General features: G+C 62.5%; 16 protein-coding genes. 13 read left to right on the forward strand and 3 right to left on the reverse strand.

The annotated features are described in order from the left end of the window. Positions 1-151 precede the first annotated feature (151 nt). Positions 152-751, reverse strand: a complete 600-nt coding sequence (locus RG836_RS00620) for a TetR/AcrR family transcriptional regulator (protein ID WP_310842332.1) — start codon at positions 749-751, stop codon at positions 152-154. 167 nt (positions 752-918) lie between these two features. On the opposite strand from RG836_RS00620, the gene RG836_RS00625 reads away from it, so the two are divergent. The 7 genes from RG836_RS00625 to RG836_RS00655 all read left to right on the forward strand — a co-directional run bounded on the left by RG836_RS00625 (position 919) and on the right by RG836_RS00655 (position 7,473). Then, complete coding sequence (locus RG836_RS00625) at positions 919-1,659, forward strand: SDR family NAD(P)-dependent oxidoreductase (protein ID WP_310842334.1); 741 nt, start codon at positions 919-921, stop codon at positions 1,657-1,659. Between the two features lie 133 nt (positions 1,660-1,792). Further along, a complete protein-coding gene (locus tag RG836_RS00630) occupies positions 1,793-2,767 on the forward strand; it encodes a quinone oxidoreductase family protein (RefSeq protein ID WP_310842335.1) in 975 nt (324 codons plus the stop codon). A gap of 20 nt (positions 2,768-2,787) precedes the next feature. After that, positions 2,788-3,717 (forward strand): LysR family transcriptional regulator, encoded by a 930-nt coding sequence (locus RG836_RS00635; protein WP_310842336.1) that lies wholly within the window; start codon positions 2,788-2,790, stop codon positions 3,715-3,717. 181 nt (positions 3,718-3,898) lie between these two features. Continuing rightward, positions 3,899-4,567, forward strand: coding sequence for a hypothetical protein (locus RG836_RS00640; RefSeq protein ID WP_310842337.1), 669 nt, complete (start codon positions 3,899-3,901; stop codon positions 4,565-4,567). Further along, positions 4,564-4,995: a phage holin family protein gene (locus tag RG836_RS00645; protein WP_310842338.1), complete on the forward strand. Its 432-nt coding sequence runs from the start codon at positions 4,564-4,566 to the stop codon at positions 4,993-4,995. Before RG836_RS00640 ends, RG836_RS00645 begins: the two co-directional genes overlap by 4 nt. Further along, positions 4,992-5,858 carry a DUF3618 domain-containing protein gene (locus RG836_RS00650; RefSeq protein ID WP_310842340.1) on the forward strand — a complete coding sequence of 289 codons (867 nt, stop codon included), beginning with the start codon at positions 4,992-4,994 and terminating at the stop codon, positions 5,856-5,858. Before RG836_RS00645 ends, RG836_RS00650 begins: the two co-directional genes overlap by 4 nt. Positions 5,859-6,249: 391 nt before the next feature. Continuing rightward, positions 6,250-7,473, forward strand: coding sequence for a YbfB/YjiJ family MFS transporter (locus tag RG836_RS00655; RefSeq protein ID WP_310842343.1), 1,224 nt, complete (start codon positions 6,250-6,252; stop codon positions 7,471-7,473). 182 nt (positions 7,474-7,655) lie between these two features. On the opposite strand, the gene RG836_RS00665 is transcribed toward RG836_RS00655, so the two are convergent. After that, on the reverse strand, positions 7,656-8,585 hold the full coding sequence (locus tag RG836_RS00665) for a LysR substrate-binding domain-containing protein (RefSeq protein ID WP_310842345.1): 930 nt from the start codon (positions 8,583-8,585) through the stop codon (positions 7,656-7,658). Positions 8,586-8,839: 254 nt separating this feature from the next. Here RG836_RS00665 and RG836_RS00670 point away from each other — a divergent pair, with 254 nt between their 5' ends. From RG836_RS00670 to RG836_RS00685, 4 genes are read left to right on the forward strand one after another with little or no spacing between them, the layout of a single operon-like run. Next, positions 8,840-9,154 carry a DUF485 domain-containing protein gene (locus RG836_RS00670; RefSeq protein ID WP_310842347.1) on the forward strand — a complete coding sequence of 105 codons (315 nt, stop codon included), beginning with the start codon at positions 8,840-8,842 and terminating at the stop codon, positions 9,152-9,154. After that, a complete protein-coding gene (actP, locus tag RG836_RS00675) occupies positions 9,151-10,821 on the forward strand; it encodes a cation/acetate symporter ActP (protein WP_310842348.1) in 1,671 nt (556 codons plus the stop codon). Before RG836_RS00670 ends, actP begins: the two co-directional genes overlap by 4 nt. Before the next feature lie 39 nt (positions 10,822-10,860). Then, entirely contained in the window at positions 10,861-11,415 is a 555-nt protein-coding gene (locus tag RG836_RS00680; protein WP_310842350.1) for a cytochrome b, read from the forward strand. Between the two features lie 3 nt (positions 11,416-11,418). Beyond that, on the forward strand, positions 11,419-12,420 hold the full coding sequence (locus tag RG836_RS00685; RefSeq protein ID WP_310842352.1) for an NAD(P)H-dependent flavin oxidoreductase: 1,002 nt from the start codon (positions 11,419-11,421) through the stop codon (positions 12,418-12,420). Here RG836_RS00685 and RG836_RS00690 read toward each other — a convergent pair. Beyond that, positions 12,358-13,245, reverse strand: coding sequence for a LysR family transcriptional regulator (locus tag RG836_RS00690; RefSeq protein ID WP_310842353.1), 888 nt, complete (start codon positions 13,243-13,245; stop codon positions 12,358-12,360). The genes RG836_RS00685 and RG836_RS00690 overlap by 63 nt on opposite strands. 113 nt (positions 13,246-13,358) lie before the next feature. On the opposite strand from RG836_RS00690, the gene RG836_RS00695 reads away from it, so the two are divergent. Beyond that, positions 13,359-14,036, forward strand: coding sequence for an MOSC domain-containing protein (locus tag RG836_RS00695; protein ID WP_310842355.1), 678 nt, complete (start codon positions 13,359-13,361; stop codon positions 14,034-14,036). A 153-nt stretch (positions 14,037-14,189) separates the two neighbouring features. After that, positions 14,190-15,707 carry a CoA-acylating methylmalonate-semialdehyde dehydrogenase gene (locus RG836_RS00700; RefSeq protein WP_310842356.1) on the forward strand — a complete coding sequence of 506 codons (1,518 nt, stop codon included), beginning with the start codon at positions 14,190-14,192 and terminating at the stop codon, positions 15,705-15,707. The last annotated feature ends 27 nt before the right edge of the window (positions 15,708-15,734 follow it).

The raw sequence follows: 15,734 nt of genomic DNA on the forward strand, positions 1-15,734 counted from the left end.
AACTCCGCCATCGTGGGCAAGCCCGCTCCCACCGGGATTTGTGGTGGATGAGGTTGATTTGAACGACGCAGAGCACTGTGGGAGCTGCGGTGCGACGATTTGACTTGCCAGCGATGAGGCCCATCCAGACGATGTAGGTCTCAAGCCAGGCTCACTGAGCAGTGCGCGCCCGATCCGCGAATTCATGTGAGATCAATCGCCCCGAGGTCTGCGCGGCATCGATCAGGCGCTTGCGCGACAGGCCGCTGCAGGCTGAGGCGGACAAGCCGCGCAAGGTGACCAGCAAGCAATCGGTCAGCGGTTGCGCCAACTCTGGATGCACCTGATCGAGGTAGCTGCGAATGGCCTGGGTTGCGCCTTTGCTGAGGTTCTCCGCCATGCCCCGAGCCACCGGGTCATCGGCGCGCAGGCCTTCGGTGATCAGGCAGCCGCGCTGGGTATTGTCGCGTCCGTATTGCCGGGCGGCGGCTACCAGCAGGCCGGTCAAGGCTTCGGCGGGGTCGCGCTCGGGGGCCAACAGTTTGTCGAGTGGCAGAGCGTTTTCGCTGGCGTAGCGCTGCATCACCCGCTCGAACAGCTCGGCTTTGCTGCCGTAAGCGGCGTAGAAACTGGGCGGCTTGATGTCCAGGGCTTCGGTCAGGTCGCTCAGGCTGACCGCGTCATACCCCCGGGCATGGAACAAGGCTTGAGCGATGGCGATGCCCGCTTCTCGGTCGAAGGCAGGGCGGCGTTGCCGGGGCTTATCGTTCATGGCGACCTCATGGCAGGGTGGGCCTCAGTTTAGCGAGCGCGATAGTCAAGTCAATCGCGCTTTAGTGTCGTGGCTATGTAGCATTTGCTAAATATGTTGCGATCGATGAGTGATCTATGTAGTGTCTGCTACATGTTTCACCCATCCTCCACATAGAGAACACCCCCATGTCATTCAAAAATAAAGTTGTCCTGGTCACTGGCGGCGCTTCCGGTCTTGGCCTGGCGATTGCCCAGGAACTGGCCGGGCAGGGCGCCTTGCTGGTGATTACCGGACGCCGTCAGGCGCCGCTGGACGAGGCGTTGAAAAGCCTCGGCGAGCAGGCCATTGCGATCAAGGCCGACGTGTCCAGCCTGTCCGACCTGGCGGCGTTGTTCAGTCAGATCAAGGATCACCACGGCCGCCTCGACGTTTTGGTGGCGAATGCTGGCAAAGGTGAGCTCGAACCCTTGGGCGCGATCACCGAAGCCAGTTTCGAGCGGATTTTTGCCACCAACGTCAAAGGCGTGACCTTCACCGTTCAGGGCGCGCTGCCGCTGATGGGCAAGGGCGGCAGCATCGTGATCATCGGTTCCACCGCGTCGATCAATCCGGGGCCAGGCCTGAGCGTCTACGCCGGGACCAAAGCGGCCCTGCGCGCCTTGGTTCGAAGCTGGGTCGTCGACATCAAGGGCTCCGGCGTGCGCATCAACCTGCTCAGCCCTGGCCCGGTGAATACCGAGTCGCTGCACGACATGTTGGGGGATCACGCCCAGGACGTCATTGCGTCGCTCAGCGAGAAGAGCACCCTCGGCCGCATCGGCCAGGCCTCGGAAATCGGCACGGCGGTGGCGTTTCTCGCCAGCGACGCTTCCAGCTACATCAACGGCGTCGAGCTGTTTGCCGACGGCGGCGCGTCGCAGATCTAACCACCGGCAGCGATAACTTGACGCTTATTGCTGCACACACTGCACGATTAACCTGCAATCTCCACCGGTTGTTCTAGGGTTTCATGCAGGGCTAAGGTGATGCTTTCTTCGGCACCCGCACAGAGGGTTGAACATGGTCAGCGTTATCAGAGTGCATGAAACCGGAATCCCGACGGTCCTGAACATTGAGTCCGTCGAGCAACAAACTCCCGGCGCCGGTGAGGTGTGGCTGGAACAGGCGGCGATCGGCGTCAACCCGCTGGACGTCAGCCAGCGCAAGGGTGATGTGAAAATTCCCTTGCCGAACGGCCTGGGGCTGGAAGGTGCCGGTACGGTTGTCGCCATCGGTCCGGACGTCTGCGGATTTTCTGTCGGCGATCGTGTGGCCTACGCCACCGGCCCTCTGGGTGCGTACGCCAGCGGGCGGCTGTTCCCGGCCAATCGCCTGGTGAAAATCCCTGAGGCACTGAGCTTTGAAGAGGCGGCGGCGGTGCTGTTCAAAGGCATTACCGCGCAATACCTGCTCAAGTCGACCTACGCGGTCGGCCCCGGTACGGTGGCAGTGATTTACGGGGCGTCCGGCGCGGTCGGGCAGATCATGGTGCCCTGGGCCAAGCACCTTGGTGCGTTCGTGATCGGCGTGGTGTCGAAGGAGGCCAGCGTCAACCGGGCAAAAAATGCCGGCTGCGATGAAGTGCTGGTGTTCGATGCCGAGCGTTTGCCCGAACAAGTGGCGCAACTGACCCAGGGTAAAAAAGCAGACGTGGTGTATGACGCAGTCGGTCGGGTATCGTTTGCAGCCTCGCTCGACTGTCTCAAGCCGCGCGGGTTGTTGGTGTCCTACGGGATGACCAGTGGCGCGCCGCCGGCGATTGAAGTCAGCACCCTGAATGCCAAAGGCTCGCTGTATCTGACTCGGCCGTCGATCGTCGCCCATACCGCCGACGTCAACGAGTACCAGGCCCGGGCCCAGGATGTGCTGGACGCGGTGGCGCAGGGCATCATCAAACCTGACATCTGGGGCCGCTACAGCCTGGCCGAGGTGAGTCAGGCCCACGCCGACCTGGAAAGCGGCAAAAGCCACGGCGCGATTGTATTGAGGCCATAAAACAGGGAACCATCCACCGCATGGATCTATTCGACAGCCGTCAAGCCGATGAAATCGGCGCGCTGCTGGCCCTGGCCGAGCAAGGCTCGTTTGCCGGGGCGGGCAAGACCTTGCAGCGCCATCCTTCGGTGCTGTCCAAACGCATCCTGGCCCTTGAAACCCGGCTCGGCGTGCGCTTGGTCGAGCGGACCACCCGGCACGTGCGGCTGACCGAAGTCGGCCATCGCTACGTCGAGAAACTGCGCGTCGCCCGCCAATTGCTGATCGAGGCGGAACACGAAGCGACGCTCGGCGCCGAGCAACTCACCGGCACTTTGCGCGTCTCGCTGCCCGGCGCGATGGGGCGGATGTGGCTAAGCCCGTTGATCGCCGAGTTCATGCTGGCTTATCCGGGCATTTCGGTCGAAATGGCCTTCAGCGAGCGTTTCGTCGATATCGTCGCCGAGGGTTTCGATGTGGCGATCCGCATCGGCGAGTTGCCGGACAGCCGTCTGCTGGCGCGCAAACTGTGCGAGCACCGGCGCATCCTCTGCGCCTCGCCGAGTTACCTCGTCCAGCATGGGGTGCCGCAGCGGCCCAAGGACCTTGAGGCGCACAACTGCCTTGGCTTCACCGGGTTTGCCAGTTACCCGCACTGGCACCTGAGCAAACAGGGCAGTACCGAATCCGTGCTGACCCACAGCACCCTGAAAAGCGATGACAACGAAGCCTTGCTCGGTGCCGCCCGCGTGGGCATCGGCATTGTTGCCGGCGGCGACTGGCTGATGACCCGCGACCTCGCGGCCGGCCGTCTGGTGCGGGTGTTGCCGGAATGGACCCTTGACGTCAACGCCGGGATCTACCTGGTGCGACCCTCGGGCAAGTTCAGCCCAGCGAAGACCATCGCCTTCAAAAACTGGATGGAACTGCGCTTCGCCCAAGGTGCGCCGTGGAGCCGCGCGTTGGTCTGACGCGCCGCTGGAAAACCCTGTCCTCAGACTCGAATGCGCTTCAGTCGTCGCCCCGAGCGTATCGCTCATCAATCCATTGGAACTCCCTGTGATGCGCCCTCGTCATCTGAACTGAGGGAGGCTGCGGGCATCTTGCTGTGAACTCCCAACACGCTTGTTCATTCAGTAGGCGAGGGACGACATGAATACTTCAGATAACCGGTTTGGCGCTCAGCCCGACCAGCCCGACGCGGCACCGCCAGGGGCGGACTTCCAGCACTTGAAAGACGACGTTACCGAAGCGCTCGGCGGCGCCCGGCAGCAGGCGGATGCGCAGTTCGGGCAGTACCGCGACACCGCAGCCGACCAGATCGAGGCCTTGGCCAAAGGGGCGAAATCAGCGATTTCCGAGCTCGACAGCCAGGCCACGTTCGGCATGTCCGACTACCTGGCGGACATGGCGGATTCAATGACCGGACTGGCGGGCAACCTGCGCGGCAAGAGTGCCGAGCAGTTGTTCCATGACGGCGCCGATCTGGCCCGCAGCAACCCCACATTGTTCATTGCCGGCAGCATCGCGCTGGGCTTCGGCCTGTCACGGTTCCTCAAGGCAGGTAGCGCACGGGCGGCGACCTACAGCCAGGCAGAAGACCCGGCGGCGGGTCGTTCAACGCCGCCCGCGAACGGGTATGGCGCACAGCGACCTTTCGAGACGTCGGTGGCAGGGCACGCCGATCGAGGGCCTGGCCTGGCCACTGACAGCACACCGGCCGCGCCCAGCGAGTTCGATCATCCATCAGACTTCGCCAGCACGCCAACGCCAGCATCCACCACGCCGGGTTCAAACCCATTCAATGGAGAACGGCCATGAACCGAGAAGAATCGGAATTCCCCGGCGTAAGGCCGGTGCCCGCGGCAGAACAAGACGCCTCGATGATGGGTCTGCTGCGGCAACTGTCCCGAGAAGTGCCAGCGTTGTTCACCAAGGAACTGGCGCTGGTCAAGGCTGAATTGCAGGTCAGCCTGACCACCCTCAAGGCCGGCATTGCGGCGGTGGCCGGCGGTGCGATCGTGCTGCTCGCGGGTTTCATCATCCTGCTGATGTCGGCGGTCTATGGCCTCAGCACCGTCATGGCGCCCTGGCTGGCGGCGCTGATCGTTGGCGTGGTGGTGATGATCGTCGGCTTCGCCATGTTGCAGTCCGGCAAAAAACAGTTCGAGCCGTCCCACTTCAAGCCTGATCGCACCCTGGACGCCTTGAACAAAGATCAGGAAGCGCTGCGGAGGAAAGTCTCATGAACACTGAATTCGATCTCGAATCGCAGAAAAGCCCTGAAGCCATCGAGCGGGAAATCGACGCGCAGCGGGCGAGCATTGGCAATATCGTCGATGCGCTGGAGAGCAAGTTCACCCCCGGCCAGATGTTCGACCAGGCCCTGGGCATGATGCAGAGCAACGGCACGGCATTCCTCAGCAACCTCGGCACTAGCGTACGCAATAATCCGGTGCCGGCGGTGCTGACTTCAGTCGGTTTGCTATGGCTGATGATGAGCGCCAACCGGCCGCCAACCCCGCGCGTCGGTTATCGCGTCGGACCCGACCAGCACTCGGTTAGCGACACCGCCAGCGAATGGGCCGATGGCTTGGCCGACGGTGTCAGCCACGCCCGCGAACACCTGCACCACACCGCTGACTCACTCAAGGACAGTTTTCAATCGGTGAAAGGCAAGGCGTCGGCAATGGGTGACAACCTGAGTGCTGCCGGCGAACACGTCAGCCATGCGATGCACGACGCCAGTGACCGTCTGGCCCGTAGCAGCCAGGTGGTCAGCAGCCAGTTCAGCCACCTGCTCAAGGAACAGCCGCTGGTGGTGGCAGCGGCGGGCATTGCCTTGGGGGCTTTGCTGGGGGCGGCATTGCCGTCGACCGCGACCGAGCAGCGGGTGATGGGCAAGACCAGCGCCGGGCTGGCGGACAAGGTCAAACAGCAGGCGCGTGAAGGGCTGGATGCGGTGCGCGACAGCGTGACCCGGACCACCGATCACGCCGACGTTGCTTCGACCGCGTCACCCGCATCAACGCAACCGGCGACACCGCCACCCATGCAACCGGCGACGGCGAGCAATCCGGCTGATCTGTCGCGGGGGCTGGGTACTTCCTAAAGGTCAGAACAGCGGCACCGCATGGCGCAGCGCCTGTTGAAGGCACTGCGCCGTGTTCATAATCAACGCCGAGATTCGCGTTGCCAGCGAGTTGGCAGACGGAAAGTGCCCGCTGGCGCGCGCGCTGCCGACCTTGATTACCAATTCGATTGCCAGGCCATCGCGCCGCGAGTCCCGGGTAATGTCGCCTTGCAGGTGGCTGCTAATCTTGCCTTCGCGAGCAAGGTGCCGAAGTCTCAGCGTTCGGCGATGACCTGAAACGCATTGTTGGCCAGCCCTCTCTTTCTATTAAGGTATCTGGTTGGCAGATATCACTGATCGTTTTTATTCGCTTCTGCAGATAGCAGACGCTCGCTACTGTTGGCCCATCTGAAGCATAGAAGGGCACAGCATGAACAGCGCAAAATCCACCGTGACGGACGTCCAGGCGTCAACGCCATCCAGCCGTGCGTGGCGCGCAACGGTCGCCGGGTTTGCCGCGAGCCTGGTCGGCATCGGCCTGGCGCGTTTCGCCTACACGCCGCTATTGCCGGCAATCATTGCCGCGCACTGGTTTGATCCTTCCAAAGCTGCTTATCTGGGGGCGGCCAACCTGGCGGGGTATCTGTTGGGCGCGTTGTTCGGCCGTTCGATGGCGGGCAAAACCTCAACCACCTTCATGCTGCGCGCGATGATGCTGCTGGCCAGTCTGGCGTTTTTTGCCTGTGCCTGGCCGCTGTCGGTTCTCTGGTTTTTCGCTTGGCGTTTGCTTTCGGGCGCCGCGGGCGGCGCGCTGATGGTGCTGGCGGCGCCGACCGTGCTGGCCCACGTCCCGCCGTCGCGCCGGGGGCTGGTGGGCGGGGTGATTTTCATGGGGATCGGCGTCGGGATTGCGGCGTCCGGGACCTTGGTGCCGTTGCTGCTGCAACAAGGGCTGCGGGAAACCTGGCTCGGTCTGGGGGTGATCGGCGTGGCGCTGACCTTGCTCGCCTGGTGGGGTTGGCCGACTGCCGACGCGGCACCGGCGCATGCGGTCCAGCACCGCGCGGTGAAACCGTCCGGGACGCTCAAGGCGTTGTACGTCGAGTACGCGCTGAACGCCGCCGGTTGGGTCCCGCACATGATTTTTCTGGTGGACTTTATTGCCCGTGGCCGTGGCCAGGGCCTGCAAGTGGGGGCGCAATACTGGGTGCTGTTCGGCATCGGCGCGACTGTCGGGCCGTTGCTGGCCGGTGCACTGGCTGACCGCGTCGGCTTCGGCCGCGCCTTGCGGGTGTCGTTCATCATTGAAGCACTGAGCGTCGCGGTACCGGCGCTGGACCTGGGCACGCCTTGGTTGATCGCCTCGAGCCTGGTGGTCGGCGCCTTCGTCACAGGTACCGTGCCGCTGGTGCTCGGCCGGGTGCATGAAATCCTCGCCAGACACCCGGCGCAGCAAAGTGGCGCATGGCAAACCGCAACCGTCGGCTTCGCTTTGTTCCAAGCGGTGGCGGCTTATGGTTTGTCGTTCCTGTTCGCCGCCAGCGAAGGCAATTACCGCCTGCTGTTCTGGATCGGCACGGCAGCGATGCTGCTGGCGTTTGTCATTGACCTGCTGGCAGCGGCGAAGCGCCGCACGCCGGTGCCTTCCCACTGATGCCTGGCGCGAGAACCCTGATGTCCACTCAAGCAAACATGCGGCGGCCCAGCTATGCCGAGCGCAATAGCCGCTACTGGCGGCGCAATCTGGCGGTGTGCGTGTTCGGCTCGTTCACCACGCTGGTCAGCCTCAGTCTGCTGCTGCCGTTTTTGCGTGTACGTGCAGCAACTCGGAGGGCTTCAGTGTGCCGCGGACTGGCTGGCATTGGCGGTCAACACAAAGGCGTTGGGCGCCAGCGCGGCGACTTCGTCCAGGCGCACGCTGTCGAGAAAGGTTGCCAGCGCACTGGAGAGGTAACCGTCGACACGGCGCACGAACACGGTTTCGACTTCCGCCAGATCCGCCGGTAACTCATGCACATTCACCAATCCTTCGCGCAATGCCTGAGTGGCCACGCCGCGGGGTAGCAAGGTAATGCCGACACCGGCACAGACGCAGGCGATGATCGCTTCGATCGAACCAAACTCCAACGGCTCGGGAGCGAGAATGCCGAGGTTGGCCAGCAGCGTATCCAGGCGCTGGCGGTAAGAGCAGCCAATGCGAAAGACCACGGTTTTCAGGTGTTCGACAGACGCCACGGCGGCCAGGCTGTCGACCGCGCACGAGGTCACCAGCACCAGTTCTTCGCGGAACGCCACTTCGACGTGCAACTCCGGATGATTGACCGGGCCGGCGACGAACGCGCCTTCGAGTTTAGAGTCGAGCACGCCCTGGATCAGGCTGTTGGTGGTGCCGGTGCGCACTACCGGGTGGACGTCCGGCCAGGCTTTGGCGAATTGTGCAATCAGCCGCGGCAGGCGCAAGGCCAGAGTTGTTTCGAGGGTGCCGATTTCCAGCTGGCCCTTGGGCTGTCCGTCATCGCGGGCGGCGCTTGAGGCATCGGCCAGCAGCTTCGACAAGCGCGCCGCAAACGGCAACAAGCGCCGCCCGGCCGGGGTCACCTGAACACCCTTGGCACTGCGTTGGAACAGCGCGACGCCCAACTCGTTTTCCAGCGCGCGGATCCGCGCCGAGACGTTCGACTGCACCGTGTTCAACTCGCTGGCAGCCTTGTTCATGCTGCCGTGCCGAGCGACGGCGTCGACCACTTTCAGATCGGTTACATCCATCGCGTTCACCTGCCTTCAAACGTACTACAAACTTAAAACCCGGCCAGTTTGCGGCGCTTTCAGCGGAACATGCAAGGGTTGCAATATTTCACCAAAAACGATTCCAGGCATCATTAACAATCGTTTTACATGATTAATGGCGGGGCATAGGTTGGATGGGCATCACCTTAAAACCGCAGCCAGTGGCGGATCGAGTACTTCGAATCCGGGCGGCGGCAACAAAAATAACGCAACCACTGCAGCACGGAGTCCTCGTGAACCATGCATCCGATTCAGCCAGAATCCGTAACCATCCCCGCTATCAGGAACTGGTCACCGGCCAGCGCACGTTTATCGCCGGTCTGACCGCTGTCACCCTGATTCCCTACTTCACTTTCATCCTGATTGCCGCGTTCGCCCCGCAGTTGCTCGCCAGCAAACTGTCGGCCAACAGCGCCATCACCCTGGGTTGGCCGCTGGGCGTCGCCTTCATTGTCGGCGCCTGGTTGCTGACCGGGGTGTACATCCTGCGCGCCAACCGCCGCTTCGACGCGCTGACCACGCAGATTCGCGAAGAGGTGATCGTATGAACGCGCTAAACCACGTACTGATCGCGGTTCTGGGCGGGGCAATGACCCTCGACGCCAGCGCTGCCGACGCGTTGCAAGCGGTGGAAAAGCAGCCGCTGAACCTCACCGCGATTGCGATGTTTCTGGTGTTCGTCCTGACCACCCTTGGCATCACCTGGTGGGCAGCGTCGAAAACCAAGTCCATGGACGACTTCTACAACGCCGGCGGTGGCATCACCGGTTTCCAGAATGGCCTGGCACTGGCCGGCGACTACATGTCGGCGGCCGCGTTACTGGGCGTCACCAGCATGATCTTCTTCAACGGTTTCGACGGCGTGCTGTATTCGATCAGCTTCTTTGTCGCCTGGCCGTTGCTGCTGTTTTTGTTCGCCGAGCGCATCCGCAACCTGGGGCGCATCACCATCTCCGACATCGCCTCGTTCCGCCTCGACCAGAACCGCATCCGCACCCTGACAGCGTTCGGGTCGTTGACCGTGGTCTGTTTTTATCTGGTGGTGCAGATGGTCGGCGCCGGGCAGTTGATCCAATTGTTGTTTGGCTTGCCCTACAACTACGCGGTGATTGCCGTTGGTTTACTGATGGCGGTGTACGTGACCTTTGGCGGCATGGTCGCGACGACCTGGGTGCAGATCATCAAAGCCGGGCTGCTGTTGTTGGGCGGCACGGTGCTGGCGATTCTGGCACTGGCGCAGTTCGGTTTCTCCTTCGAGACGCTGTTCCAGCAAGCAGTGGCGGCGCACCACGACGGCGAGAAAATCCTCTTGCCGAGCAAACTTGTGGCCGATCCCCTGGCGCTGATTTCGCTGTCGCTGGGGCTGGTGTTCGGCACCGCCGGATTGCCACATATCCTGATGCGCTTCTTCACCGTGCCGGACGCCCGTCAGGCGCGCAAATCGGTGTTTGTCGCCACCGGGTTTATCGGCTTCTTCTACCTGATCGTCGCGGTGCTCGGGTTGTCGGCGATTGTCATCGTTGGGCAGAACCCGGCGTTCTACGAGTCGGGCATCCTCGGCGGCAAGCTGATCGGCGGCGGCAACATGCCGGTGATGCACCTGGCCAAAGCGGTCGGTGGCGACCTGCTGCTGGGCTTTATCTCGGCAGTGGCCTTCGCGACTATCCTGGCGGTGGTGTCCGGGCTGACTATGGCCGGGACTTCGGCGATCTCCCATGATCTGTACGTGATGGTCCTGCGCAAAAACCGCGCCGACGCCAGGGACGAACGCCGGGTATCACGTATCGCGTCGGTGGGCATCGGCGTGGTCGCGGTGGTGCTGGGCATTCTGTTCAAAGACCAGAATATTGCGTTTCTGGTGGCGCTGACTTTCGGCGTCGCGGCCTCGGTCAATTTCCCCATCCTCGCTCTGTCGATGTACTGGAAAGGCCTGACCACTCGCGGCGCGCTGATCGGCGGTATCGCCGGGCTGCTGAGTTCGGTGAGCCTGGTGATCCTGTCGCCGGCGGTGTGGGTCAAGGTGCTGGGCAACCCCGAGGCCGTCTTCCCGTTCGACTACCCGGCAATCGTCTCGATGAACGTGGCGTTCCTCTTCACCTGGCTCGGCTCGGTGACCGACCGCAGCGCTACCGCCATCCTGGAGCGCGCCGGTTTCGACGATCAGTTGACCCGGGCGCAGACCGGTATCGGCGCCGCCCGGGCGATCAGTCACTAACCCCATCGTTATCGCGCATTCTCCAACAAGGAGTCAGCCATGCAACTTCGAGACAATGGCTTGAGATTTTCCCCTATCACTGTGGTTTTGCACTGGCTGGTGGCGCTGTCGCTGCTGGCGATTTTTATCCTGCAACTGGCGTTGGCCCAGATCAGCAACGAGGTGACTCGCGTGCACCTGACCGAGCTGCAAAACCTACTGGGCCTGATTCTGTTCCTGGTCTCGGGCTACCGCTTCTGGGCGCGGGTGACGTCCTATCATCCGCTGCCGGTGGGCACGCCGAATCCGATCGAGGTCATCATCAGTCGTTCGGTGGCGGTGTCCCTGGCGTTGGCGCTGGTGTTGCTGCCGATCGCCGTCTGGGCTTCCCACGCGGCGGCCGGGCAAGCATTGCCGTTACCCGGCGGGCTGGCGATTCCCGCATGGCTGCCGGTCAACTCGACACTCAAACAGGTGGTGGACGTGCTGTTCGACATCGGCGCCTCGGCCTTTCTCGCCGGGTTGGCGCTGCATGCGTTCGGCGCGCTGAAAAATCATTTTCTACTCAAGAACAACACGCTCAAGCGCATGCTGGGCAAACCCGTGGAGCTGTGAGCAATGGACCAAGCCAACCCAGCGTTTGCCGGTAACGCCATCACCCGGCTCTGCGGCGTGAAGTACCCCATTTTCCTCGGCGGCATGGCCGCGATTTCCGGCCCGCACCTGGTGGCGGCGGTGGCCAATGCCGGCGGCATGGGGGTCATGGGCGGTCTGCGCCTGCCGCCCCTGACACTGCGGCGCTGGCTGCAGGAGACCCGGGAGATGACCGACCAACCGTTCGGCGTCAACCTGGTGCCGCAGTTCGGCGGCCCGGACGTGTTCGAAGCGCAATTCCGGATCGTACTACAGGAAAAACCCAGGTTGCTGTCGCTGTTTTACGCCGAGGCTTACTCCGTCGACATGATCCCCAGGGCCAAGGACGCTGGCCTGCTGGTGATGGTGCAAGTGGGCTCAGTGGCGCTGGCCCGCAAGGCCATCGCCGAGGGCGCGGACATCATCATTGCCCAGGGCAGTGAAAGCGGCGGGCATTTGAACCGCGGCACCATTGGCATCCTGCCGTTGTTGCCGTCGATCATCGCAGTGGCCGAGGGTCGGCCGGTGCTGGCAGCGGGCGGTATTGCCCGCGGCGAGGACGTGCGGGCGCTGATGTCGCTTGGCGCCTCGGGCGTGGTGGTGGGCACGGCGTTCATCGCCACCGATGAGTCGAACGCGCATCCGCTGTACAAACAGAAAATTGTCGAGGCCGGCACCGATGACACCGAGTACCGCACCGGCTACTCGTTCGGCTGGACCTACGGCACGCCGCACCGGGTGATTCCCAACCGGGACAAGTGGAACCTGCTCCGGCTGATCGGCGGCGGTGCGCGCACGATCGACAAGCCGCGCATGGCGCAAAAACTCTCGCTGTACGCCGGGCAGGGGGTGGGCAACATTCATAGCGTGGTGCCCGCCGCCCAGCGGCTCGCAGAGCTGGCGCTGGGCTTGCCGGGCGTGGAGTCAGAGACGCGGCGTGCCGGTAACCTGTTCCTGCGCCAGGCCGATGAACGCGCTCATGGCTGAGGTGAGCATCGAGTCGTTGCGGCGGATGAATACCGTCGAGACATTGGCGAACTCCGCCGGCAGGGTGTGAAAGCGAATGCTGTGACGCACGCTGCAGTTCTCGGCGACAGCCCTGGGCAGCAGGGTCACGCCCATGCCGGCGGCGACGCACGAGAGAATGCCGTCGAGGGTGCCCATTTCCATGATCTGATTGGGCACCAGACCGACCTGATAGAACCAGTTTTCGAGGGTCGAGCGGTAGAAACAACCGGTGCGAAATACCAGCACCGTTTGCTGCGGCATTTTCTCGATGAGCGCCGGCAAAGAGTCGAAGGCACTGCTGCTGACCAGCACCAGTTCTTCCTCGAACACTTGCTCCTGAGCCAGCGCGGGGTTTTGGTGAAAGCCGCCGACAAACGCGCCATCGAGACGGTGCGCTTCAATAGCCTTGATCAGTTCGACGGTGGTGCCGGTCAGCAGTGACAGTTGCACTTGGGGAAACTGCTCGCGGTATCTGGTCAGCACCTGTGGCAAGCGGATCGCTGCGGTGGTTTCCATCGAGCCCAGGCGTAGCAGGCCGGACGGCACGCCGGTGTCCATCAGCGCGCTGCGGCTCTCTTCGGTCAGTTGCAAAATGCGCCGGGCGTAGCCTAGGAAAGTTTCGCCGGCGGAAGTCAGTACCACGCCGGACTTTTTGCGGATGAACAGCTCGCGATTGAGTTCGCCCTCCAGCTCTTTCACCCGCATGGTGACGTTGGACTGCACAGTGTTCACCTGCAGGGCCGCCGCGGTGAAGCTGCCCAGCTCGGCCACCGCGCAAAAAATCTTCAATTGGCGCATTTCCATGATATTTCCCATCCATCACTAGAAATGATGACTTGCATCACAAGCGATCAGTTTACGGAGTTCCCGAACGCTAAGTAAAGTGGCGCGAAATGACTGCTCGGCGCGGCGCTACGATGAACTCCACCCCCGTAATTAACCAGGTATTTGCCGGCGGTCTGAGCCTGCTCAAGCCCGAAGGTCAAAGCACTGGCATGTTCAAACAGCGGCACAATGGTCTGGTTCGCGTTGCGCTGAACGGGCTGGTCGGTGATCAGCACGGCGATCCGCGAGTGCACGGCGGCCCGGAGAAAGCCGTGCATCATTATGCCGCCGAGCACTACCCGCGCCTGGCCGAAGCCTTCCCTGACAGTGCCGGTCAACTGCTACCTGGCAGTCTCGGCGAAAACCTGTCCGGCCAGGGGCTCACGGAACTCAACGTGCACATCGGCGACCTGTTCCGGGTTGGCACCGCACTGTTGCAAGTCTCGCAACCGCGCAGCCCGTGCTGGAAGATCAACCACCGATTCGAGGCGGAACACATGTCGATGTATGTCGCCAAACAGCGCATCACCGGATGGTATTACCGGGTGATTCATCCGGGGATCATTCAAGCGGGCGATCACATCGAGTTGCTCGAACGGCCCAATGAGTGGGTTTCCATCGACGAATTCTGGCAGGTGCAGTTGTCCCATCGACCGGTGATTGAGGAGTTAATGGCGCTCGCGGCGACGAAAGGGTTGGCTGAGGATTGGCAACGGCGCTTGGCAGAACGGGCGAAATGGCTGCAAAAGCGTGTGGGCGAGGGCGGTTGATGCGGTTACCTTTTTTCACAAATAGAGATTGATTGGATCATTAATCATCATTTTACATGATGGTGCGCCTGGCCTAAGTTGGCGGTGACAGCGCACTTGACGCGTCCGAAAAACAACAACAGATCGCTTATTCACCCGCAGGGGACACCCGCCATGAGCACCCAGCCAGCAGAGATCGCCCACTACATTCACGGTCGCGTGTCGTCCGGTACCTCCGGCCGCACGCAAATCGTCACCAACCCCGCCAGCGGCGAGGTCACTGGCAACGTGGCACTGGCCAGTGCCGCTGACGTCGACGCCGCCGTGCAATCGGCGCAGAAAGCCTTTCCGGCCTGGTCGGCGCTGCCACCGCTGCGCCGCGCACGGATCATGTTCAAGTTCCTGGCATTGCTCAACGAGCACCGCGACACCCTGGCGCGGATGATCACCGCCGAACATGGCAAGGTCTTCACCGATGCCCAGGGCGAAGTGACCCGCGGCATCGAAGTGGTGGAATTTGCCTGCGGCATTCCGCAACTGCTCAAGGGCGATTACACCGAGCAAGTCTCGACCAATATCGACAACTGGACCATGCGCCAGCCGCTGGGCGTGGTAGCGGGCATCACGCCGTTCAACTTCCCGGTAATGGTGCCGATGTGGATGTTCCCGGTGGCCATCGCTTGCGGCAATACCTTCGTGCTCAAGCCCAGCCCGATCGATCCGTCGCCGTCGCTGCTGATCGCCGAGCTGTTCAAGGAAGCCGGTTTGCCGGACGGCGTGTTCAACGTGGTGCAGGGCGACAAAGTCGCGGTGGATGCGCTGATCGACCACCCGGACGTCAAGGCCGTGAGCTTCGTCGGCTCGACGCCGATCGCCAACTACATCTATGAAACGGGCGCCCGTCACGGCAAACGCGTCCAGGCGCTGGGTGGGGCTAAGAACCACATGGTGGTGATGCCCGATGCCGACGTCGACCAAGTGGTCGATGCGCTGATCGGCGCAGCGTTCGGCTCGGCTGGCGAGCGCTGCATGGCGATCTCGGTGGCGGTGTTCGTTGGCGATGTGGCCGACAAAGTGATGCCGAAACTGTTGGAGCGCACCCGCTCGCTGAAGATTCTCGAAGGGCTGAATCTCGACGCGGAGATGGGCCCGATCGTGTCGAAGGTCGCTCTCGAACGCATCACCGGCTACATCGCCCAAGGCATCCAGGAAGGCGCTCGATTGCTGGTCGATGGCCGTGAGTTCGATGGTCGCCAGGCCGGGGCCAATTGCGCCCAGGGCTACTGGCTTGGCGGTACGGTGTTCGACCACGTCACACCTGAGATGAAGATTTATAAAGAAGAGATTTTCGGCCCGGTGCTGGCGTGCATGCGCGTCAAGGATTTCGCCGAGGCGGTGAACCTGGTCAACGCCCACGAGTTTGGTAACGGCACCGCGTGCTACACCCGCGACGGCCACATTGCTCGGGAATTTGCCAGCCGCATTCAGGTGGGCATGGTCGGGATCAATGTGCCGATCCCGGTGCCGATGGCCTGGCACGGTTTCGGCGGCTGGAAACGCTCGTTGTTCGGGGATACCCACGCGTACGGTGAAGAGGGCGTGCGCTTCTACACCAAGCAGAAGTCGATCATGCAGCGCTGGCCGAACAGCATTGCCAAGGGCGCCGAATTCGCCATGCCGACCTCGCAATAACTCTACTGTCCTTTGGCGACGCTCTTG

Source organism: Pseudomonas rhizozeae, assembly GCF_031583775.1.
Classification (GTDB): domain Bacteria; phylum Pseudomonadota; class Gammaproteobacteria; order Pseudomonadales; family Pseudomonadaceae; genus Aquipseudomonas.

Coding starts and splice junctions, on each gene's coding strand:
- RG836_RS00620 (WP_310842332.1), bottom strand. CDS start 751: ATGAACGATAAGCCCCGGCAACGCCGCCCTGCCTTCGACCGAGAAGCG.
- RG836_RS00625 (WP_310842334.1), top strand. CDS start 919: ATGTCATTCAAAAATAAAGTTGTCCTGGTCACTGGCGGCGCTTCCGGT.
- RG836_RS00630 (WP_310842335.1), top strand. CDS start 1,793: ATGGTCAGCGTTATCAGAGTGCATGAAACCGGAATCCCGACGGTCCTG.
- RG836_RS00635 (WP_310842336.1), top strand. CDS start 2,788: ATGGATCTATTCGACAGCCGTCAAGCCGATGAAATCGGCGCGCTGCTG.
- RG836_RS00640 (WP_310842337.1), top strand. CDS start 3,899: ATGAATACTTCAGATAACCGGTTTGGCGCTCAGCCCGACCAGCCCGAC.
- RG836_RS00645 (WP_310842338.1), top strand. CDS start 4,564: ATGAACCGAGAAGAATCGGAATTCCCCGGCGTAAGGCCGGTGCCCGCG.
- RG836_RS00650 (WP_310842340.1), top strand. CDS start 4,992: ATGAACACTGAATTCGATCTCGAATCGCAGAAAAGCCCTGAAGCCATC.
- RG836_RS00655 (WP_310842343.1), top strand. CDS start 6,250: ATGAACAGCGCAAAATCCACCGTGACGGACGTCCAGGCGTCAACGCCA.
- RG836_RS00665 (WP_310842345.1), bottom strand. CDS start 8,585: ATGGATGTAACCGATCTGAAAGTGGTCGACGCCGTCGCTCGGCACGGC.
- actP (WP_310842348.1), top strand. CDS start 9,151: ATGAACGCGCTAAACCACGTACTGATCGCGGTTCTGGGCGGGGCAATG.
- RG836_RS00680 (WP_310842350.1), top strand. CDS start 10,861: ATGCAACTTCGAGACAATGGCTTGAGATTTTCCCCTATCACTGTGGTT.
- RG836_RS00685 (WP_310842352.1), top strand. CDS start 11,419: ATGGACCAAGCCAACCCAGCGTTTGCCGGTAACGCCATCACCCGGCTC.
- RG836_RS00690 (WP_310842353.1), bottom strand. CDS start 13,245: ATGGAAATGCGCCAATTGAAGATTTTTTGCGCGGTGGCCGAGCTGGGC.
- RG836_RS00695 (WP_310842355.1), top strand. CDS start 13,359: ATGAACTCCACCCCCGTAATTAACCAGGTATTTGCCGGCGGTCTGAGC.
- RG836_RS00700 (WP_310842356.1), top strand. CDS start 14,190: ATGAGCACCCAGCCAGCAGAGATCGCCCACTACATTCACGGTCGCGTG.